Genomic DNA, 18,533 nt, shown 5'->3' on the forward strand with positions numbered 1-18,533 from the left:
CGGCTCAACCGATGTCGATGACGACGACGGTGGTGTTGTCATGGCCGCCCGCGTCGTTGGCCACGTCGACGAGGCGACGTACGGCCGCCTCGGGCCCGGCCGTGGCCGCGGCGTCGACGATCGCCGCGTCCGCGGCGGCCGCGAACAGGCCGTCGGTGCTGATGAGCAACCGGTCGCCGGGGCGACAGTCGATGTCGAGCAGATCAGGCTGAACGTGCGGGCCGATGCCGAGCGCCCGGGTGAGCAGATGCCGCTGCGGGTGCGAGCGTGCCTCATCGCGGGTGATCTCACCGGCTCGCACCAATTCGCCCGCCACGCTGTGGTCGTCGGTGAGCTGGTCCATCCCCCCGTCACGGATCAGGTGCAGCGGCGAGTCACCGATGTTGACGGCCAGCGGGCCACCGTGCTCGGATCCGAAGAGCGCGACCGCGGTCAGCGTGGCACCGGATACGGCGCCGTCTCCGGTGACGAAATCCCACACCTGCTGATTGGCCTGCTGCACGGCCTCGATCAGCCCGGCCCGGTCCGGGGCGGCCGCGAACCCGGCGGCGAGCACTTCGAGCGCGATGCGGCTGGCGTGTTCACCGCAGACACCGAAGCCGTCGGCAACCGCATAGAGGATGCCGTCGGCCAGCACGGCATCCTGGTTGCTCTCCCGCACCGGACCCTGGTCGGAGGCGGTGGCTGCCGCGACAACCGATGCCATCAGAAACGTCCTCTCGTCGTCAGGTTGCGCCCGGCGGTGCGCCACCACCGGAGCGGGTCGTGTGGCCAGCTCCGCGCCGACCGTACCGAGCGCCATGCGGCGCATGTCGTATTCGGCATCCAATGCGGCCAGCCAAGCGGCGATTTGCGGTTCATTCGGCTCCCGGAGGTACGCCTCGATCTCGGCCACCGGCACGTGCGCCTGACGCAACAGCGCGACAATACGGGCCTCTGCCATCTGGTGGCGGCTGTAATAGCGATAGCCGGTCAGCTCATCGACGGCGGCGGGAACCAGAACCCCCATCGCCGCGTATGACCGCAGCATCTTCGCCGACAGACCACACTTGGCTGCGAACTCCCCGATGCTCAGCAGTTCCTCGTTCATGCCGCCAAGGATTGCGGCTGCCCGTAGGGCAAGGTCAAGGACGCGCCTAGCGCGCTACCCCACCTCGGGGGTGAAGGTCGGCAGCTTTTTGCCCGACTTCCAGTGCTTGAGCAGCGCCTCTGCGAGTTCGCGATAGGCCAGCGCGCCCTTGGTCTTGCGTCCGGCCAGTACCGACGAGCCAGATGCGCTTGCCTCGGCGAACCGCACGGTGCGCGGGATCGGCGGGGCCAGCACCGGCAGCTCGTACCGGTCCGCCACATCGAGCAGCACGTCACGGCTGTGGGTGGTGCGCGAATCGTAGAGCGTCGGCAGCGCGCCGAGCAGTTTCAGGTCGGCGTTGGTGATCTGCTGGACGTCGGAGATCGTCCGCAGGAACTGGCCGACACCCCGATGGGCCAGCGTCTCGCACTGCAACGGCACGATCACATCGTGCGCAGCCGTCAATCCGTTGAGGGTCAGCACCCCCAGCGACGGCGGACAGTCGATGATCACCACGTCGAAGTCGGATTCGAGTTTGGCCAGCGCCCGCTTGAGGGCGTACTCCCGCCCGGCCCGCATCAACAGCATGGCCTCGGCCCCGGCCAGGTCGATGTTGGCAGGCAGAAGTGTCATGCCCTCGTCGGTCGCGACGAGCGCCGCACTCGGCTCGACCTCGCCGAGCAGCACCTCGTGCACCGACACCGGCAGTTTGTCCGGGTCCTGCCCCAGCGAGAACGTCAGACAGCCCTGCGGGTCCAGGTCGACCAGCAGCACGCGCCGGCCTTTCTCCGCAATCGCCGCACCCAGCGACGCCACTGTCGTCGTCTTGGCTACCCCACCCTTTTGATTGGCGACCGCTAATACTCGCGTCACATGTTCATCCAAGCACGCTCTGCGCGGCATCGACCCGACGTGCGGCAGAATCGCCGGTGTGAGCGCCACGCAGCACCGCCTTATGTTGCTTCGGCATGGTGAGACCGAGTGGTCCGCCAGCGGAAGACACACCGGGCGCACCGACCTGGACCTCACCGACACCGGCCGTTACCAGGCCAAGTTGGCCGCCGAAGCCCTCGCCGAGCTGCAGCTGCAGCTGCAGGATCCTTTGGTGGTCAGCAGCCCGCGCCACCGCGCGCTGGTCACGGCCGAACTCGCCGGGCTGACGGTCGATGAGATCGACCCGCTGCTGGCGGAGTGGGACTACGGCGATTACGAAGGCCTGACCACCCCGCAGATTCGCGAGACCGAGCCGGATTGGCTGGTGTGGACACACGGCTGCCCCGGCGGGGAGAGCGTCGCGGACGTGAGTGATCGCGCCGACCGTGCCGTGGCCCTCGCGCTGAGCCATATGGAGAACCGCGACGTGGTGTTCGTCGGACATGGTCATTTCTCCCGCGCGATGCTGACCCGCTGGGTGGAGTTGCCGGTCGCCGACGGTATCCGGGTCTCGATGGTGCCCGCGTCGATCGCGGTGTGCGGGTTCGAGCACGGGGTCCGCCAGATCACCGCGCTCGGCCTGACCGCCCATCCCAACCCGTGCCTTCCGCAATGACCCCATCCTTCGTCCTGGCCGGCCCGTCCGGCACGGTGATCGCCGACGGAATCCGGACGCCATACGCCGAGATCGCCGCGGCTCAGTCCGCGTTGCGGTCGGGGGCATCGTCAATTGTGTTGGGCGCGTTGCCCTTCGACTTGTCGACTGCCGCGGCGCTGCACGAACCGGACGCCGTCCGCTTCGAGGACGCCCTACCCCACTGGGCCACGGGCCCGGCTCCTGAGCTGCTCGGCCGCGAGACGATGCCGCCGAGTGCTGTGCATCGCGAGCGCGTGGCCGAAGCCGTGCGACGACTGCGTGACCCCCAGACCGCGCTGGACAAGGTGGTGCTGGCGCGGGCTTTGCGGCTGACGGCTCGGTCAGCCTGGGACCCGCGCGCCGTACTGCGCAGGCTCGCCGATGCCGACCCGGCCGCCACGGTGTATCTGACGGACCTGACCCCGGCCGGCGGACCGCACTCCGGCACCGCGTTGGTCGGCGCCAGCCCGGAGCTGCTCGTCGCCCGGGAGGGCGAACTGGTGATCTGCCAACCGTTCGCGGGTTCGGCGCCGCGCGCGGCCGATCCGGAGACCGACCGGGCCAACGCCGTCGCGCTCGCCGCCTCGGCGAAGAACCGTCACGAACACCAGCTCGTGGTCGACGTCATGCGCAAGGCCCTCGACCCGTTGTGTGTCGACCTGCAGATCGCCGCCGAACCCGACCTGCACGGCACCGACGCGCTGTGGCATCTCAGCACGCCCATCCGCGGGCGCCTGCGGGAAAAGGACACGACCGCAATCGATCTCGCGATGGCGCTGCATCCCACACCCGCGGTCGGCGGGGTGCCTGCCGATTCGGCCGCCGCACTGATCGGCGAGATCGAGGGCGATCGGGGCTTTTACGCGGGGGCCGTCGGCTGGTGCGACAGTCGTGGCGACGGCCGCTGGGTGGTGTCGATCCGCTGCGCGGTGTTGTCGGCCGATCGCCGCACCGCAGTGGCGCACGCCGGCGGCGGTATCGTCGCCGAATCCGATCCGGACGACGAAGTCGCCGAGACCACGACGAAGTTCCGGACCATCCTGACTGGACTGGGGGCAGCAGCATGACCGAGCTGATCCGCCGGGCACGGCCCGGCGACGAGGTCGAGATCACCGCGATGATCCACGAACTCGCCGAGTTCGAACGCGCCAGCGACGAGTGCACCGTCACCGAAAAGCACATGCACAACGCACTTTTCGGTGACCAGCCGGTTGCCTACGCGCACATGGTCGAGGTCGACGGGCAGGTTGCCGCGACCGCGGTGTGGTTCCTCAATTTCTCGACGTGGGATGGCGTGGCGGGCATTTATCTCGAGGATCTGTACGTGCGGCCGGCGTTCCGGCGGCGCGGTCTGGCCCGGAAATTGTTGTCGACGTTGGCCCGAGAGTGCGTGACGAACGGGTACTCGCGGCTGCAATGGGCCGTGCTCAACTGGAACGTCAATGCCATCGCGCTCTACGACGCGGTCGGCGGCAAACCCCAGACCGAGTGGACCACCTACCGCGTCTCGGGCGCCGAGCTGACCGCGCTCGCCGAAGGTTAGGACTGACGGCAACGGCCGGCGGGAGGGCCCGGCTCGCGGCCTCGAGCATCGACACGTCGCGCACGGCACCCTTGTCGGCCGACAGCGCCATCGCGGCATAGGCCCGCAGCGCGGGTGAGACACGCCGATCCCGATCTTTGGGCCAGAACCCGCCGCTGTCCTGCAGGCGGCGTCGACGCTCGTCGAGTTCCGTTGTCGCGACCCGAAGTTCGATGCTGCGAGCCGGGATGTCGATGTCGATGACGTCGCCGTTCTCGATGAGCGCGATCGTGCCGCCGGCCGCCGCTTCGGGTGACACGTGCCCGATGGACAGGCCCGACGATCCGCCCGAGAAGCGGCCGTCGGTGATCAAGGCGCACGCCTTGCCGAGCCCGACTCCTTTCAAATACGAAGTGGGATAAAGCATTTCCTGCATACCCGGTCCACCGCGAGGTCCTTCGTAGCGAACGACGAGCACATCGCCCGCCTGCACCCGACCGGACAGGATGACTTCCTGGGCTTCCTCCTGGGACTCGACGACAACGGCCGGGCCGCTGAACCGCAGGATCGAGGCGTCGACGCCCGCGGTTTTCACCACGCAGCCGTCCTCGGCGAGGTTGCCACGCAGGATCGCCAGCCCGCCGTCCGCGGAGTAGGCGTGGGCGATGTCGCGGATGCATCCCGACACCGCGTCGAGATCGAGGCTTTCCCACCGGCACGACTGTGAGAATGCCGAACTCGAACGTTGTCCGCCGGGCGCGGCGTAGAAGAGGTCGACGGCCTGCGCCGAGACCGCCGGGCCGCGCACATCCCATGCGCTCAGCCAGTCGACCAGCGAATCGGCGTGAATCGACCGCACACCGGTGTCGAGCAGCCCGGCGCGCAACAACTCGCCCATCACCGCCGGTATCCCACCCGCCCGGTGCACGTCTTCCATCAGGTAGTCGCCGTTCGGAGCGACCTTGCAGATGCACGGAATCCGCTTCGACATCGCCTCGATGTCGGCCAACGTGAAATCGACCTCGGCCTCGTGTGCGGCGGCCAGCAGGTGCAGGATCGTATTGGTCGACCCGCCCATCGCGATGTCTACTGCCATCGCATTGGAGAACGCCGCGCGCGAGGCGATGCTGCGCGGCAACACCCGCGCGTCGTCCTCGTCGTAATAGCGCCGCGCAAGTTCCACGACCACAGCACCCGCCTGCTCGTACAGACGACCACGTGCCGTGTGAGTGGCCAAGGTGCTGCCATTGCCGGGCAGTGCCAGACCGATTGCCTCGGTCAGGCAGTTCATCGAGTTGGCGGTGAACATGCCCGAGCACGACCCGCACGTCGGGCACGCGGCCTCTTCGATGCGGCCGATGTCGGCGTCGGAGACGTCGGCGGCCACCGCATCCGCCATGGCCGAGACCAGGTTGAGCCGGGTCCGCACGGTGCCGTCGACCAGGGTCGCGGTGCCACCCTCCATCGGCCCGCCCGACACGAAAACGGTGGGCACGTTGAGCCGCAGGGCAGCCATCAGCATGCCCGGAGTGATCTTGTCGCAGTTCGAGATACACACCAGGGCATCGGCGCAGTGCGCGTTCACCATGTATTCGATCGAATCGGCGATGAGGTCGCGCGACGGCAGGGAGTACAGCATGCCGCCGTGCCCCATGGCGATGCCGTCGTCGACGGCAATCGTGTTGAACTCGCGCGGGATACCCCCTGCGGCGGATACGGCTTCGCTGACCACCCGCCCGACCGGCGCCAGATGCGTGTGGCCCGGGACGAACTCGGTGAAGCTGTTGGCGATCGCAACGATGGGCTTGCCGAAGTCGCTCGCGGATACGCCGGCGGCACGCAGCAGCGCCCGGGCGCCTGCCATGTTGCGGCCATGGGTGATGGTTCTCGATCTCAGTTCCGGCATGACTGCCATGGTGGCCGTCGGAACGTAATCGGCGAAGACGCTCTTGGCACTAGTACTGGCAGTACCAGGTTCTAGAATCGGTTGATGCCCAACGAGGCTGCTCGCCGCGAACTCGGCGGGTTCCTGCGGATCCGCCGCGAATCCGTCGACCGCGCCCAACACGGCTTGCCCCCGATCCGCGGACGCCAAACCGGTTTGCGCCGTGAAGAAGTGGCCTATCTGTCCTCGATCAGCGTCACCTGGTACACGTGGCTGGAGCAGGGCCGCGACATCAATCCGTCCCGCCAGGTGCTGGAGGCGATCGGCGGCGCCCTGACCCTGTCCCCGACCGATCAGGCGTATCTGCTTTCGCTGGCCGGATTTTCGTCCGGCGGCACACACCACAACCTCCCGGCTCCCGGCGAACCACCCGAGCACATCCAGCGACTTCTGAACGCCTTCGGATCCTCCCCCGCGTTCGCGATCGATCCGGACTGGGGCATCGTCGCCTGGAATCCCGCCTACGCAGCGCTCTATCCGCGGGTGCAGTCGGTACCCGCCGACGAGCGAAACCTGTTGTGGCTCGTGTTCACCGACCCCTCGATCAAGGAACTGATGCCGGACTGGGGCGTCGAAAGCCGGCGGTTCGTCTCGGAGTATCGAATGCAGAACGGCGCCAGGCTCCATGAAGGGCCCGTCACACGGCTGCTCGACCGTTTACGCGCAGCAAGCCCCGAGTTCGAAGGGACGTGGGACGACCACACGATCGAGGGATTCCAGACCCGCGTCCGGCGGTTCCGCCATGCGGTGACCGGTGAGATGGATCTGGAATACCACCGGCTGTCGCCTGCCGATCTCCCGGACCTCAACATCGTGGTGTATACACCGGCGACGGCTCGGGCCGCCGAACAGCTCGGCCGGCTTGCCGACGGCCGGGCCGTCAGTCGCGGCTCGTGAGCCACTCCACCGCCGACGGACTGAACAGCAGGCCCAGCGTCACCACCGCCAACAGGCCGGCCAGCACGCCGTAGACGATGTGATGCGAGGTGACGACGTACCAGGCGACGGGCAGCAACAGCAGGTTGGTCAGGACCGCGATGCCGCGGCCCCACCGCCGTCCGGTGATCAGCGCCCAGCCGCCCGCGAGCACACCACCGCCGATGAGCACGAACCAGATCGCGGTTCCGTAGCCGCTGACGATGTGCTGGTCGGCGCCGCCGACCGCGCGCACCACAAGTACGACGGCCATCACGAACGCCGCCACCCCTTCCGCGGCGGTCAGGAAGCCGGCGTACCGGACCGCGGGCGGCTGAATCACGACACCCGCCCCGCGAGGTATCGCACCGCGTACTCGTATCCGGCCGGCCCGGCGCCCGCGATCACCACTTCGGCCACCGCCGACACATACGAGTGGTGGCGGAACGCTTCGCGACGGTGGATGTTGCTCAGGTGCACTTCGACAACCGGTCGCTCCACGGCGGTCAAGGCGTCCGGGATCGCGACCGAAGTGTGGCTGTAGGCACCGGGATTGATGATGATGCCCGCGCAGTCGGTGCGGGCGGCGTGGATCGCGTCGATCAGCTCGCCCTCGTGGTTGCTCTGCACCGCGCGCACGTCGAACCCGAGTTCGGCGGCCAGCTCGGTCGCCGAGTGTTCGATGTCGGCGAGCGTCGTGGAGCCGTAGATCTCGGGCTGCCTGGTGCCGAGCAGGTTGAGGTTCGGTCCGTTGACGAGCAGCAGGCGGCGATCGGTCACATGCGTACGGTACCGACGCCACCGCGCTGCGCGGCAAGGCGTACCGGCGCGTTGTCGGTGCCGTAGCCGTCGTATCCCCCGAATCGCTGGACGAACTCGAAGAACACCGTGCCGACCGTGCGGGTGTAGAAGTGGATGAAATGCCCCCCGTCGGGGCTGCGGTCGTAGAGCAGGTTGAGCTCGCGCAGCTCGGCAACGGTGTCGTCGGGCAGGCCGAACCGTCCCGACAGGTAGTCGTAGTAGTTGTCCGGCACCGTCAGGAACACCAGTCCGGCGGTCGCGGCGGCACGAGCCAGCGCGATGACGTCCGAACAGGCGAACGCGATGTGCTGCGGCAGGCCGGCACCGTCGAGGATGTGCGGGGCGACGTTGAGCGGCAACCGCACCGACGAGTCCGCATTGCGCATGACCTGGCTGCGGACCAAGCCGGTCGGGCCCGGCACGTCGGCAGGCGCGTCGGCAGTCATGCCGAACACGCTCGTCAGAAACAGCCTCGCGTCCTCGGCGGTCTGCCACGGCTGGGTCAGGTTCACGTGGTCGATCGCGCGGACGCAGCTCGGGCCCGCTTCCGGCAGGCCGCGTTCGAATTCCGCGACCCAAGCGGGGATTCCGTCGCCGGCGGGCTCGGTGACCCAGAAGAAACCGGTGCCGTCGGGGGCTACCGCACCACCGAACGGCTGCTCGGCGGCGAACGTGCGCCGGTATGCCACGGGTGCCATCAGCTCGGCGGCCCGTTTGGAGGTCGCGTCGGCGTCGGGCACCTGAAGGCCGACGGCGGCGACGTGCGGCACCTCGTCGCGCGCCTGCTGCTCGTTGAGCACGACGCGCGCTCCGCCGGCCGACCACAGCGACACCGGCTTGGTGCGATGCCTGCCGCGCGGCGTGAAACCGAGTTGGCCGAGCAGGACTTCGACCTCGCTGGTGTCTTCGGCTTTGATCTCGACGAAGTCGAACCCGGTGGGAGGTTTGGCGTCGGTGAGTGTCGACGACACCTGGTCACGCAACCACAGCACCGACCGCAACGCGTGCACGGCGGTGTGGCCCGGGTCGGTTTGGCGGAAGGTGTCGTTGAAGACCTCAAGCGACAGCGGGCCGGTGTAGCCGGTGTCGAGGGTGTACTGGACGAACTCGGCCAAGTCGAAGGCGCCTTCACCGGGGAACAGCCGGTGGTGGCGGCTCCAGGACAACACGTCCATGGTGAGTGCCGGGGCATCGGCGAGCTGCAGGTAGAAGATCTTTCGTCCGTCGATGTCGGCGATCGCCGCCGGATCGTGCCCTCGGGACAGCACATGGAAGCTGTCGAGGCAGATTCCCACCGCCGGGTGGTCGGCGAGCTGCACGATCCGCCAGGCCCGGCGGTAGTCGTCGATGAACCGGCCCCAGGCCAGCGCCTCGAACGCGATGCGGATGCCGTAGGTGGCGGCCAGATCGCCGATGCGGCGCAGTTGGCCGGCCGAGACCTCATCGGAGTCGACGCTGGCGGTCGCGACGTTGCTGCAGACGAGCACGGTGTCGATGCCGAGGCGCTGCGCCGTCGCAAACGTGGCACCGGCGCGGCGCAGGTTGTCGGCGAAGGTCACCTCGTCGACCCCCTCAAGATCGCGCAGCGGCTGATAGAGGTCGAGCGACAGCCCGAGGCGGTGTGCGAGATGCCGGATCTCCTCGGGCGAGTGCTCGCTGGCGATCAGGTCGGGTTCGAAGATCTCCACGCCGTCGAATCCGGCGTCGGCACAGGCGTGCAGTTTTTCGACGAGCGATCCGGACAGCGAGACCGTGGCGATCGACGTCTTCATCATTCCTCCTGTGACGGGGGCCACTACCGACCTCAATGTACCAAATAGTTAATTGAGGCGGAAGAGTTGCGCAGGCATGGACGCCTGCCCCAGTAAGCTCTGCCGACATGGCCGCCAAGCCGAAAGCCGAACTGCAACGCGATGCCGAACGCACGCGGGCGGAGCTGCTGGAGGTGGCCACCGAGGTGTTCGCCGAATCGGGATACTCAGGGGCGCGCGTCGACGAGATCGCCGAGCGCACCCGCACGACGAAGCGGATGATCTACTACTACTTCGGCGGCAAGGAGCAGCTGTATCTCGCCGTCCTGGAAAACGCCTACCGCGGCATCCGCGCTGCTGAGCAGCGGTTGCGCGTCGATCACGCCAATCCCGTGATCGCGATCCGCAGGCTCGCCGAGGTGACGTTCGACCACCACATCGCCCACGACGCGTTCATCCGGCTGGTGTCCATCGAGAACATCCATCGCGGCGAGTTCATCCGGCAGTTGCGCGAACTCCCGGACCTCTCCCGGCCCGCGACGTCACTGCTCGACGAGATCCTGCGCGACGGGCGTGAAGCGGGCGTGTTCCGCGACGACGTCGACGCGCTCGACGTGCACCTGGTGATCAGCTCGTACTGCGTGTTCCAGGTCGCCAACCGCTACACCTTCGGTTACCTCTTCGACGTCGACCTCACCGAGACGTCGCAGCGCGCTCACCTGCGTCGCATGCTCGGCGACATGGTGGTCGGCTGGCTCACCAGCCGGCCGTAACGGCGCCTCGGCGAGAGCCACCTCACATCCGCCTCTTGACGCGACGCGCAACACAGTGCTCTACTTTGCGAACGTACTAGTTCGTACATTAAGGAAGGCACCTGATGACCCCCAAGTCGGATGCAGGGCGGCCCTACCTCGTAGGCCTCGTGGGCACCGGTGTGGGTCCCTCTCTGACGCCCGCCCTGCACATGGCCGAAGGCCGCGCCCAGGGCTTGGACTACGTCTACCGGACCGTCGACCTCCACGCGTGCGGGATCGCGCCCCACCAGATCGGCGAGGTGCTGGCGTGGGCCCGGACCCTTGGCTACGACGCACTGAACATCACCCACCCGTGCAAGCAGCTCGTCCTGGACCATCTCGACGACGTCGACGAAACCGCGCGCACGCTCGGCGCGGTCAACACCGTCGTCTTCGACCGCGGGCGCGCCATCGGATACAACACCGACACCACCGGATTCGCGCACGGATTCGCCGGGGGCCTGCCGGGGGTTCCCATGGCCTCCGCGGTGCTGGTCGGCGCAGGCGGCGCGGGTTCTGCCGTCGGCGACGCGCTGTTACGCATCGGCGTCGGCCACCTGACCGTCGTCGACCTCGACGTCGACCGGGCCGCCACACTGGCCCACGAACTCGCCGACCGCCACGCGTTGTCGCGCGTCGACGCCTCGTCACTCGACAAACTCTCGGCGCTGTTGCCCGACAGCGACGGCGTCGTACACGCGACGCCGACGGGCATGGCCGAACACCCCGGTCTGCCGTTCGACGCGGCCCTGCTGCACCCCGGCCTGTGGGTGGCCGACATCGTCTACCGCCCCCTCGACACGGCGCTGCTGCAGGCGGCCCGGGCAGCCGGCTGCCGGACCCTCGACGGCGGCCATATGGCCGTATACCAAGCCGTCGACGCCTTCGCCCTGATCACCGGACTCACCCCCGACGCCGACAGAATGTCGGCCCACTTTCGCGATCTCGTCGCTCAAACCGCCGCGTGAAGCCCCACCGCCCAGCACAATTCGCTAAGGAGCAGTTGATGACCACCACCGCATCCCGGTCTGACGGGCCGGGCGCACGCACCCCGAAGCGGGCCGCGCTGGCCAGCTTCATGGGTAGCGCCGTCGAGTACTACGACTTCTTCCTGTTCGGATCGGCTGCCGCACTGATCTTTCCGCACGTGTTCTTCCCCTCCGACGACGAAGCGGCGCTCGTGATGTCGTTCGCGACGTTCGGGTTCGCCTACGTGGCCCGCCCGGTGGGCGCGTTCATCCTCGGCCACTTCGGCGACCGGATCGGTCGCCAGCGCGTGCTGATGTTCACGCTGGTGCTGATGGGCCTGTCGACATTCCTCATCGGCTGCCTGCCGAGCTTCGACACGATCGGGTGGGCCGCCCCCGCGCTGCTGGTCGTCTGCCGCCTCATGCAAGGTTTGTCGGCCGCCGGTGAGCAGGCCGGCGCCAGCTCACTGACCCTCGAGCACTCCCCCGATCACCAGCGCGCGTTCTTCACCTCGTGGACGCTGACCGGAACCCAGGGCGGCCTGATCCTCGCCTCGCTCGTCCTGATTCCGTTCGTGTCGCTGCCCGACGAGGCCAAATACGGCTGGGGCTGGCGGGTTCCGTTCTGGCTGAGCGCCGTCGTGGTGGTCGTGGCGTACTTCATCCGCCGCCAGCTGCACGAGACACCGCAGTTCACCGAGGCCAAGGCGGCGGGCACGATCGCCCGGGTGCCGTTGGTGCCGCTGCTGCGCAACCATTGGCGTGACGTGCTGCGCGTGATCCTGTGCGCGTTCATCGCGGCCGTCTCAACGGTCTTCGGCAACCTGGCGATCGCCTACGGCAAGAAGGTCGGCCTGGACGCCGACGTCACCCTGTGGCTCGTCGTCGTCGCCAACGTCGTCGCGCTCGGCACCCAACCGATGTTCGGCATCCTCGCCGACCGTATCGGCCGCAAGCCGGTATTCATCTACGGCGCACTGTCATCGGCCGCGCTGATGCCGTTCTACATGCTCTCGATGAGCGGCGGGAACCAACTGCTGACGTTCGCGCTCGCGGTGGCCACGTTCTCGTTCGGCTACGCCGCCGCCAACGCGGTGTGGCCGGCTTTCTACGGCGAGATGTTCTCGACGCAGGTCCGCTTCTCCGGCATGGCGATCGGCACCCAATTGGGCTTTTTGGTCGCCGGTTTCGCACCGTCGATCGTCACCGCGATGGGCGGGGTGCGCGAAGGCGGCTGGGTGGTGATCAGTATCTTCACCGCGGTCGTCTGCCTGATCGCCGCGGGTGCGGCGCTGACCGCACGCGAAACCAAGGACATCCCCACCGACATGCTGGGGCACAAGGTACCGGGCTCCGCGAAAGAGCTTGTGCACCACTGATTCACCGCGTCGATCAGAGCAGGCGCCCGATCCCCCGCGCGGCGACCTGCAGGGCGCCGAGCAACCGCTGGCGGTCGCGTTTGAGGGTGGGCACCACCACCCCGATCGCGGCCGCCACGGTGTCGTCGGAGGCCCGGATAACCGGGACCGCCATCGAACACGCACCAAGCGACATCTCCTCGACGGTCGTGGCCACGCCGTCGCGCCGGATCTGTTCGAGTTGTGCCACAAGCACATTGGGTGTGGTGATCGTGTAGGGCGTCACCCGCGTGAGGTTGGCCAGCGCCTGCCGCTCGACATCTTTCGGGGCATGGGCGAGCAGAACCTTGCCGACACCCGTGCAATGCAGGGGTAACCGACTGCCGACCGTGCTGACGATCGGCACCGATGCACGGCCCGACATGCGCTCCAGATACAGCACCTGGGCGCCGTCACGTACGGCCAGATGCACCGTCGCCAGCGTGGCCGCATATACGTCGTGCAGAAAAGGCTCCGCCGCTTGCTTGAGCCTGCCCTCGACCGGGGCACGCAGACCGGCCTCCCACAAGAGTCTGCCGATGACGTAGCGCCCGTCCGCACGGCGGTCCAGAGCCGCGCCCGCAACGAGCTCCCCCGCCAGTCGAGAAGCGGTGGGAAGCGCGAGATTCGCGCGCTGCGCAAGCTCTGTCAGGGTGAGCGCACGGTGCCGTTCATCGAAGGCGGCGATGATCGCCAGCAGCCGCGACGCCACGGTGGCGCCAGGAACCGAAGTGTTGCCGGCCATCCGCACATTCCTTTCACTGAGCGAAAGTCTAGTCTTCCCCGGAACCCCCGGGGTAATTAGCGTCACATCCATGACAGCCCCCATCGACACCAATCCCGACAGTGCGTCGACGAGCCAGGCGGAGATCAACGCCGAGATCGCCGCCATCGAAACCGGGTATCTGCAAACCGGTATCGAGGAGACACAGCCCCGCCTGGACTACGCGCCCTACCGCAGCAGCCTGTTGCGCCACCCCACCAAAGACCTGCACCACGCCGACCCGGAGACCATCGAGACATGGGCCCCGGTATTCGGAGCGCGCGACGTGCACCCACTGGAAGCGGATCTGACGATCCAGCACGACGGTGAGCCGATCGGCGAGCGGATGGTGGTGACCGGACGCATCGTCGACGGCGAAGGACGGCCGGTGCGCCGCCAGCTCGTCGAGATCTGGCAAGCGAATTCGGCCGGGCGCTACATCCACAAACGCGACCAGCACCACGCGCCGATCGATCCCAACTTCACCGGCGTCGGGCGGTGCCTCACCGACGACGACGGCACCTACCGATTCACCACCATCAAGCCGGGCCCGTACCCGTGGAAGAACCACCGTAACGCCTGGCGCCCGGCGCACATCCACTTCTCCTTGTTCGGAACCGATTTCACGCAGCGAATGATCACCCAGATGTACTTTCCGGGCGACCCCTTGTTCGCGCTGGACCCGATCTACCAGTCGATCACCGATCAGAAGGCCCGTGACCGGTTGGTCGCGGCCTACGACCACGACGTCACGACCCATGAGTGGGCCACCGGATACCGCTGGGACATCGTCCTGACCGGCGCACACCGCACGCACTTCGAGGAGGACTGACATGGGCACACTCCTGACCGCCACCCCGGGCCAGACCATCGGCCCCTTCTATGGCTACGCACTTCCGTACGACCGGGGCAATGAGCTTGTGCCGCCGGGCGTTCCGGGATCCATCCGATTCCACGGCCAGGTCACCGACGGTCAGGGCAAGCCGGTACCCGATGTGATGCTGGAGATCTGGCAGGCCGACGGCGACGGGAAGGTCGCCCGGTCGGGCGGCTCGCTGCATCGGGACGGCTGGACGTTCACCGGCTGGGGTCGGGTGTCCACCGACGACGAAGGCCACTACAGCTTCACGACGGTCGAGCCCGGCGCGACCGATCCAGGCCGTGCTCCGTTCATCGCCGTCACCGTGTTCGGCCGCGGACTGCTCAACCGCTTGTTCACCCGCGCGTACGTGCCCGGGCCCGATTGCGCCGATGAGCCGCTGTTGACGAGTCTGCCCGAGGACCGCCGCCAGACCCTGATCGCCGAACGCGACACGCAAGGGCTGCGATTCGACATCCGGCTGCAGGGCGAGAACGAAACCGTCTTCCTGCGCTTCTCGGGCCAATGAGCGATCTGTTCTGGCCGGGTCACCACCGGGCCGGTGACGTGATGAGCACCACCGCCTTCCTGGACGCCCTGGTGGCCGCCGAGAACGCCTGGCTGGCAACACTTGTCGACTCGGGCATCGCGCCACGTGCGGCCGCGGCCGATCTGCGTGCCCTGATGCGTCCCGGCGACCTCGACGAGATCACCGCCGGTGCCGAACGCGACGGCAACCCGGTCACCGGGCTGGTGGCCTTGCTGCGGAACCGGGCCGAGCGCGAGGCATCTCAGTGGCTGCACCGCGGCCTGACGAGCCAGGACGTACTCGACACGGCCCTGGTGCTGTGCCTGCGTGACGCCATGAAGGCCATCACCGACGACATCGGTCGGCAGCTTCACGCCTTGGTGGAACTGACCGAGAAACACCGCGGTACCCCGATGCTGACCCGCACCCTGACTCAGCCCGCGCTACCGGGCACCGCAGGCCGGAAGTTCTCGGTTTGGCTGACCGCCGTTCTCGATGCCGCCGAAGGCCTGAAAGCATTGCCGCCCTTGCCCGTTGCGAGCGGTGGCGCGGCCGGAACCTTTGCCGCCACCACCGAGCTCGCCGGGTCACCCGAGGCCGCGTTGGCGTTGGCCCGGCGATGGGCGGACGGTCTCGGACTCGCGGCGGCCCATCCCTGGCACACCACGCGTTCGGTGATCACGCGGGCCGGTGATGCCTTGGTCGGCTGCTGCGACGCCTGGGGGCACCTGGCCAACGACATCGCCGCCGCAACCCGTACCGGCGAGCTGTCCGAAGAGTCCGGCGGTGGCTCATCGACCATGCCGCACAAGAACAATCCGGTACTCACCGTGCTGCTGCGCCGGGCGGCACTGACCGCACCCCCACTGGGCGCCACGCTGCACGCGGCATCGGCCGCGAGTGTCGACGAACGCTCCGACGGCGGATGGCACGCCGAATGGGCCACGCTTGCCACGCTGACGCGGCGCAGCGTGGTGGCCGCGTCGGAGGCCGCCGACCTGCTGGCCGGGCTCCGAGTGGGCACCGACCGCGCTGCCGCCAACCTCGCTGCCGCACAAGACATTCGCGCCGAACAACAGAAGATGGCGGAATTGACCGGACGAAAACCCGCGCCGGGCTATCTGGGCGCCACCGACCTCTTGATCGACACCGCGCTGGAACGCGCACGCCACTATCTGAAGGATGCACGATGACCACCCATGAGGACGGCATGACCGTGCGCCGCGAGGTACTCGGCGATGATCACGTCGATCGCGCCGTCGCGGCCACAACGGATTTCACGGCGGACTTCCAAGACCTCATCACCCGGTATGCGTGGGGCGAGATCTGGACGCGGCCCGGCCTGGACCGGCGGTCACGCTCGATGATCACCCTCACCGCGATGATCGCGCGTGGCCACCACGACGAATTGGCCATGCACGTGCGCGCCGCCCTGCGCAACGGGCTGACCGTCGACGAGATCAAGGAAGTCCTGTTGCAGAGTGCGATCTACTGCGGAGTGCCCGACGCCAACACGGCGTTTCGGATCGCGGGCAGGGTGCTCGCCGAGGAGGCGTGATAATCGGCGGGTGCCGCGTACCGAAGCCTGCCCATGCGGATCGGGCGCCGATTACGACGCCTGTTGCGGTCCGCTGCATCGTGGCGAGCACGCCGCCACCGCCCTCGCGCTGATGCGCTCACGGTTCAGCGCGTTCGCGGTCGGTGACGCCGACTACCTGATGGCGACGTGGCATCACACCACGCGCCCGAAGACGCTCACGCTCGACGACACCGTCGTCTGGCGGCGGTTGCAGATCGTCGACGCCGAAGCCGGTGGCGGTGACGACGCTCACGGCGTCGTCGAGTTCCGCGCACAGTACGCGAGCGGCGGAAAACGGCACATCCTGCACGAACGCAGCCGGTTCGCCCGTACCGGCGGAAGGTGGATGTACGTCGACGGCGATCTGTTGGACTGACTGTCCTTCACATTGCCCGGATAGGGTGGTGCCCCGTGCGCGCCGTGCTGATCGTCAACCCGAACGCGACCTCGACCACCCCTGCCGGGCGTGACCTCCTCGCCCACGCACTCGAAAGCCGCGTCACGCTCACCGTCGCGCATACCGACCATCGCGGTCACGCGATCGAGATCGCCCGCGATGCCGCACGCGACGGCGTCGACGTGCTGATCGTGCACGGCGGTGACGGGACGGTGAACGAAGTGGTCAATGGCGTGCTGCCCACGTGCGGCACCCGTCCGGATGCCGCATCGGCGCCCGCAGTCGCGGTGGTGCCGGGTGGCTCGGCCAACGTGTTCGCCCGCGCCCTCGGCATCAGCCCGGACCCGATCGAGGCGACGAACCAGCTCGTCGACCTGCTCAGCGACTACCGCAAGGGCCGGCCGTGGCGGCGGATCGGCTTGATGGACTGCGGCGAGCGGTGGGGCGTGTTCACCGCGGGCATGGGCGTCGACGGCGACGTCGTGGCGGCCGTGGAAGCGCAGCGCGCCAAGGGACGCAAGGTCACCGCGGGCCGCTACATCCGGGTGGCGGTTCGGCAGTTCCTGGCGAGCGCCCGCAAGGAGCCGGAACTGACGCTGCACCTGCCCGGCATCGAACCGATCACCGGCGTGCATTTCGCGTTCGTGTCCAACTCCAGCCCGTGGACGTACGCCAACACCCGCCCGGTGTGGACCAATCCGGGCACGACGTTCGAGACGGGGCTGGGCGTGTTCGCGACGACGAGCATGAACCTCTGGGCGAACCTGCGCCTCGTACGCCAGATGGTCGCCAAGAATCCACGGATCACCGGCAAGCACCTGATCCGCAACGACGACGTCTCGACCGTGACAGTGACGAGCGACACGCCCGTTTCGTGCCAGATCGACGGGGATTACGCCGGTTTGCGCGAAAGTGTGACCTTCACCGCGGTTCCGGACGCTCTGCGCGTGGTCGCACCACCGGCAAAACCGCTCTGAGCTGGGAGAATAATCTCACACCCGGCAATTTAGGGCGCAGGTGGGTTCAGTGTAGTACAAACGAATGAGGGTTCTGGTAACAGCCCTAGGTAGTGACATTGCCCACGTGTTAACTCACTGCTATTGACATCTGTTCAGCCTGTGAAAGCATCGGATGCAACAGTGCAGAAACATTTCGTGTGCACGCGTTAACAGCCGAAGAAAAACTCGTGCGCTTCGCTGCGCACACATGACAAATCTGACGAGGAGTTTGATCTTATGGATTGGCGCCACAAGGCGGTCTGTCGCGACGAGGATCCGGAGCTGTTCTTCCCCGTGGGGAACAGCGGCCCGGCGCTGGCCCAGATCGCTGACGCGAAGCTGGTGTGCAATCGCTGCCCGGTGACCACCGAGTGCCTCACCTGGGCCTTGGACTCCGGTCAGGACGCCGGCGTGTGGGGCGGGATGAGCGAGGACGAGCGTCGTGCGCTCAAGCGTCGCAACGCCCGCACCAAGGCTCGCACGGGAGTCTGAGCCTTCGCACAGCTTCCCGAAGCACCTACGGCCCCGACGAAAAAGTCGGGGCCGTAACCTTTTTCCCGACGAATTCAATAGCGAATTGAGTAATCGCCGTCACATTTCGCATTGACGAATCTGCCTATTTAATCGGCGTGGCTGCACCGGGCCTGCCAGCCGCCTGCTGACTGCCTGTGGCGCC

21 protein-coding genes are annotated in these 18,533 nt (G+C 67.6%); 14 read left to right on the top strand and 7 right to left on the bottom strand.

All coding sequences use genetic code 11. The annotated features are described in order from the left end of the window. Window positions 1–4: 4 nt before the first annotated feature. Entirely contained in the window at window positions 5–1,090 is a 1,086-nt protein-coding gene (locus tag ACOI2T_RS26250; RefSeq protein ID WP_409506290.1) for a MerR family transcriptional regulator, read from the bottom strand. 54 nt (window positions 1,091–1,144) lie between these two features. Further along, a complete protein-coding gene (locus ACOI2T_RS26255) occupies window positions 1,145–1,972 on the bottom strand; it encodes a ParA family protein (protein ID WP_207626443.1) in 828 nt (275 codons plus the stop codon). Between the two features lie 28 nt (window positions 1,973–2,000). On the opposite strand from ACOI2T_RS26255, the gene ACOI2T_RS26260 reads away from it, so the two are divergent. The 3 genes from ACOI2T_RS26260 to ACOI2T_RS26270 are packed head-to-tail and all read left to right on the top strand — an operon-like array spanning window position 2,001 to window position 4,182. Next, the gene (locus ACOI2T_RS26260) at window positions 2,001–2,618 is read left to right on the top strand and encodes an acid phosphatase (RefSeq protein WP_421874765.1); all 618 of its coding nucleotides are present in this window, start codon (window positions 2,001–2,003) and stop codon (window positions 2,616–2,618) included. Further along, the gene (locus ACOI2T_RS26265; protein WP_409506292.1) at window positions 2,615–3,706 is read left to right on the top strand and encodes an isochorismate synthase; all 1,092 of its coding nucleotides are present in this window, start codon (window positions 2,615–2,617) and stop codon (window positions 3,704–3,706) included. Before ACOI2T_RS26260 ends, ACOI2T_RS26265 begins: the two co-directional genes overlap by 4 nt. Beyond that, window positions 3,703–4,182 (top strand): GNAT family N-acetyltransferase, encoded by a 480-nt coding sequence (locus ACOI2T_RS26270; protein ID WP_409506293.1) that lies wholly within the window; start codon window positions 3,703–3,705, stop codon window positions 4,180–4,182. Before ACOI2T_RS26265 ends, ACOI2T_RS26270 begins: the two co-directional genes overlap by 4 nt. On the opposite strand, the gene ilvD is transcribed toward ACOI2T_RS26270, so the two are convergent. After that, on the bottom strand, window positions 4,079–6,067 hold the full coding sequence (gene ilvD, locus ACOI2T_RS26275) for a dihydroxy-acid dehydratase (protein WP_409506294.1): 1,989 nt from the start codon (window positions 6,065–6,067) through the stop codon (window positions 4,079–4,081). The genes ACOI2T_RS26270 and ilvD overlap by 104 nt on opposite strands. 84 nt (window positions 6,068–6,151) lie before the next feature. On the opposite strand from ilvD, the gene ACOI2T_RS26280 reads away from it, so the two are divergent. Continuing rightward, window positions 6,152–7,003, top strand: a complete 852-nt coding sequence (locus ACOI2T_RS26280) for a helix-turn-helix transcriptional regulator (RefSeq protein ID WP_409506295.1) — start codon at window positions 6,152–6,154, stop codon at window positions 7,001–7,003. Here ACOI2T_RS26280 and ACOI2T_RS26285 read toward each other — a convergent pair. From ACOI2T_RS26285 to ACOI2T_RS26295, 3 genes are read right to left on the bottom strand one after another with little or no spacing between them, the layout of a single operon-like run. Next, entirely contained in the window at window positions 6,987–7,364 is a 378-nt protein-coding gene (locus tag ACOI2T_RS26285) for a hypothetical protein (RefSeq protein ID WP_409506296.1), read from the bottom strand. The genes ACOI2T_RS26280 and ACOI2T_RS26285 overlap by 17 nt on opposite strands. Beyond that, the gene (gene aroQ / locus ACOI2T_RS26290) at window positions 7,361–7,801 is read right to left on the bottom strand and encodes a type II 3-dehydroquinate dehydratase (RefSeq protein WP_409506297.1); all 441 of its coding nucleotides are present in this window, start codon (window positions 7,799–7,801) and stop codon (window positions 7,361–7,363) included. Before aroQ ends, ACOI2T_RS26285 begins: the two co-directional genes overlap by 4 nt. Next, window positions 7,798–9,594, bottom strand: coding sequence for a bifunctional sugar phosphate isomerase/epimerase/4-hydroxyphenylpyruvate dioxygenase family protein (locus ACOI2T_RS26295; protein ID WP_409506298.1), 1,797 nt, complete (start codon window positions 9,592–9,594; stop codon window positions 7,798–7,800). Before ACOI2T_RS26295 ends, aroQ begins: the two co-directional genes overlap by 4 nt. Before the next feature lie 107 nt (window positions 9,595–9,701). Between ACOI2T_RS26295 and ACOI2T_RS26300 the strand changes: the two genes are divergently transcribed. The 3 genes from ACOI2T_RS26300 (at window position 9,702) to ACOI2T_RS26310 (ending at window position 12,714) form a co-directional block, all read left to right on the top strand. Then, window positions 9,702–10,346 carry a TetR/AcrR family transcriptional regulator gene (locus tag ACOI2T_RS26300; RefSeq protein ID WP_067854484.1) on the top strand — a complete coding sequence of 215 codons (645 nt, stop codon included), beginning with the start codon at window positions 9,702–9,704 and terminating at the stop codon, window positions 10,344–10,346. Between the two features lie 104 nt (window positions 10,347–10,450). After that, complete coding sequence (locus tag ACOI2T_RS26305; RefSeq protein ID WP_409506299.1) at window positions 10,451–11,335, top strand: shikimate dehydrogenase; 885 nt, start codon at window positions 10,451–10,453, stop codon at window positions 11,333–11,335. A 38-nt stretch (window positions 11,336–11,373) separates the two neighbouring features. Further along, window positions 11,374–12,714 carry an MFS transporter gene (locus tag ACOI2T_RS26310; protein ID WP_067854491.1) on the top strand — a complete coding sequence of 447 codons (1,341 nt, stop codon included), beginning with the start codon at window positions 11,374–11,376 and terminating at the stop codon, window positions 12,712–12,714. A gap of 13 nt (window positions 12,715–12,727) precedes the next feature. Here ACOI2T_RS26310 and ACOI2T_RS26315 read toward each other — a convergent pair whose 3' ends face one another. Continuing rightward, window positions 12,728–13,477 (bottom strand): IclR family transcriptional regulator, encoded by a 750-nt coding sequence (locus ACOI2T_RS26315; protein WP_409506300.1) that lies wholly within the window; start codon window positions 13,475–13,477, stop codon window positions 12,728–12,730. A 70-nt stretch (window positions 13,478–13,547) separates the two neighbouring features. Between ACOI2T_RS26315 and pcaH the strand changes: the two genes are divergently transcribed. The 7 genes from pcaH to whiB1 all read left to right on the top strand — a co-directional run bounded on the left by pcaH (window position 13,548) and on the right by whiB1 (window position 18,349). Then, entirely contained in the window at window positions 13,548–14,327 is a 780-nt protein-coding gene (gene pcaH, locus ACOI2T_RS26320) for a protocatechuate 3,4-dioxygenase subunit beta (protein ID WP_409506301.1), read from the top strand. 1 nt (window position 14,328) lies between these two features. Beyond that, entirely contained in the window at window positions 14,329–14,883 is a 555-nt protein-coding gene (gene pcaG, locus ACOI2T_RS26325; RefSeq protein WP_409506302.1) for a protocatechuate 3,4-dioxygenase subunit alpha, read from the top strand. Next, window positions 14,880–16,076, top strand: coding sequence for a lyase family protein (locus tag ACOI2T_RS26330; RefSeq protein ID WP_409506303.1), 1,197 nt, complete (start codon window positions 14,880–14,882; stop codon window positions 16,074–16,076). The genes pcaG and ACOI2T_RS26330 overlap by 4 nt, the downstream gene beginning before the upstream one ends. Further along, on the top strand, window positions 16,073–16,441 hold the full coding sequence (pcaC, locus tag ACOI2T_RS26335; RefSeq protein WP_067854506.1) for a 4-carboxymuconolactone decarboxylase: 369 nt from the start codon (window positions 16,073–16,075) through the stop codon (window positions 16,439–16,441). The genes ACOI2T_RS26330 and pcaC overlap by 4 nt, the downstream gene beginning before the upstream one ends. A 10-nt stretch (window positions 16,442–16,451) precedes the next feature. Further along, window positions 16,452–16,838, top strand: a complete 387-nt coding sequence (locus ACOI2T_RS26340) for a YchJ family protein (RefSeq protein WP_409506304.1) — start codon at window positions 16,452–16,454, stop codon at window positions 16,836–16,838. A 35-nt stretch (window positions 16,839–16,873) separates the two neighbouring features. Beyond that, complete coding sequence (locus ACOI2T_RS26345; protein WP_409506305.1) at window positions 16,874–17,836, top strand: diacylglycerol/lipid kinase family protein; 963 nt, start codon at window positions 16,874–16,876, stop codon at window positions 17,834–17,836. 258 nt (window positions 17,837–18,094) lie between these two features. Then, window positions 18,095–18,349, top strand: coding sequence for a transcriptional regulator WhiB1 (gene whiB1, locus ACOI2T_RS26350; RefSeq protein ID WP_003882795.1), 255 nt, complete (start codon window positions 18,095–18,097; stop codon window positions 18,347–18,349). The last annotated feature ends 184 nt before the right edge of the window (window positions 18,350–18,533 follow it).

Source organism: Mycolicibacterium wolinskyi str. Jessa 2025, from assembly GCF_049241375.1.
Taxonomy (GTDB): domain Bacteria; phylum Actinomycetota; class Actinomycetes; order Mycobacteriales; family Mycobacteriaceae; genus Mycobacterium; species Mycobacterium wolinskyi.

Coding starts and splice junctions, on each gene's coding strand:
- ACOI2T_RS26330 (WP_409506303.1), top strand. CDS start 14,880: ATGAGCGATCTGTTCTGGCCGGGTCACCACCGGGCCGGTGACGTGATG.
- ilvD (WP_409506294.1), bottom strand. CDS start 6,067: ATGCCGGAACTGAGATCGAGAACCATCACCCATGGCCGCAACATGGCA.
- pcaG (WP_409506302.1), top strand. CDS start 14,329: ATGGGCACACTCCTGACCGCCACCCCGGGCCAGACCATCGGCCCCTTC.
- ACOI2T_RS26300 (WP_067854484.1), top strand. CDS start 9,702: ATGGCCGCCAAGCCGAAAGCCGAACTGCAACGCGATGCCGAACGCACG.
- ACOI2T_RS26250 (WP_409506290.1), bottom strand. CDS start 1,090: ATGAACGAGGAACTGCTGAGCATCGGGGAGTTCGCAGCCAAGTGTGGT.
- pcaH (WP_409506301.1), top strand. CDS start 13,548: ATGACAGCCCCCATCGACACCAATCCCGACAGTGCGTCGACGAGCCAG.
- whiB1 (WP_003882795.1), top strand. CDS start 18,095: ATGGATTGGCGCCACAAGGCGGTCTGTCGCGACGAGGATCCGGAGCTG.
- ACOI2T_RS26295 (WP_409506298.1), bottom strand. CDS start 9,594: ATGAAGACGTCGATCGCCACGGTCTCGCTGTCCGGATCGCTCGTCGAA.
- ACOI2T_RS26270 (WP_409506293.1), top strand. CDS start 3,703: ATGACCGAGCTGATCCGCCGGGCACGGCCCGGCGACGAGGTCGAGATC.
- ACOI2T_RS26265 (WP_409506292.1), top strand. CDS start 2,615: ATGACCCCATCCTTCGTCCTGGCCGGCCCGTCCGGCACGGTGATCGCC.
- ACOI2T_RS26315 (WP_409506300.1), bottom strand. CDS start 13,477: ATGGCCGGCAACACTTCGGTTCCTGGCGCCACCGTGGCGTCGCGGCTG.
- ACOI2T_RS26280 (WP_409506295.1), top strand. CDS start 6,152: ATGCCCAACGAGGCTGCTCGCCGCGAACTCGGCGGGTTCCTGCGGATC.
- ACOI2T_RS26305 (WP_409506299.1), top strand. CDS start 10,451: ATGACCCCCAAGTCGGATGCAGGGCGGCCCTACCTCGTAGGCCTCGTG.
- ACOI2T_RS26255 (WP_207626443.1), bottom strand. CDS start 1,972: ATGCCGCGCAGAGCGTGCTTGGATGAACATGTGACGCGAGTATTAGCG.
- ACOI2T_RS26310 (WP_067854491.1), top strand. CDS start 11,374: ATGACCACCACCGCATCCCGGTCTGACGGGCCGGGCGCACGCACCCCG.
- pcaC (WP_067854506.1), top strand. CDS start 16,073: ATGACCACCCATGAGGACGGCATGACCGTGCGCCGCGAGGTACTCGGC.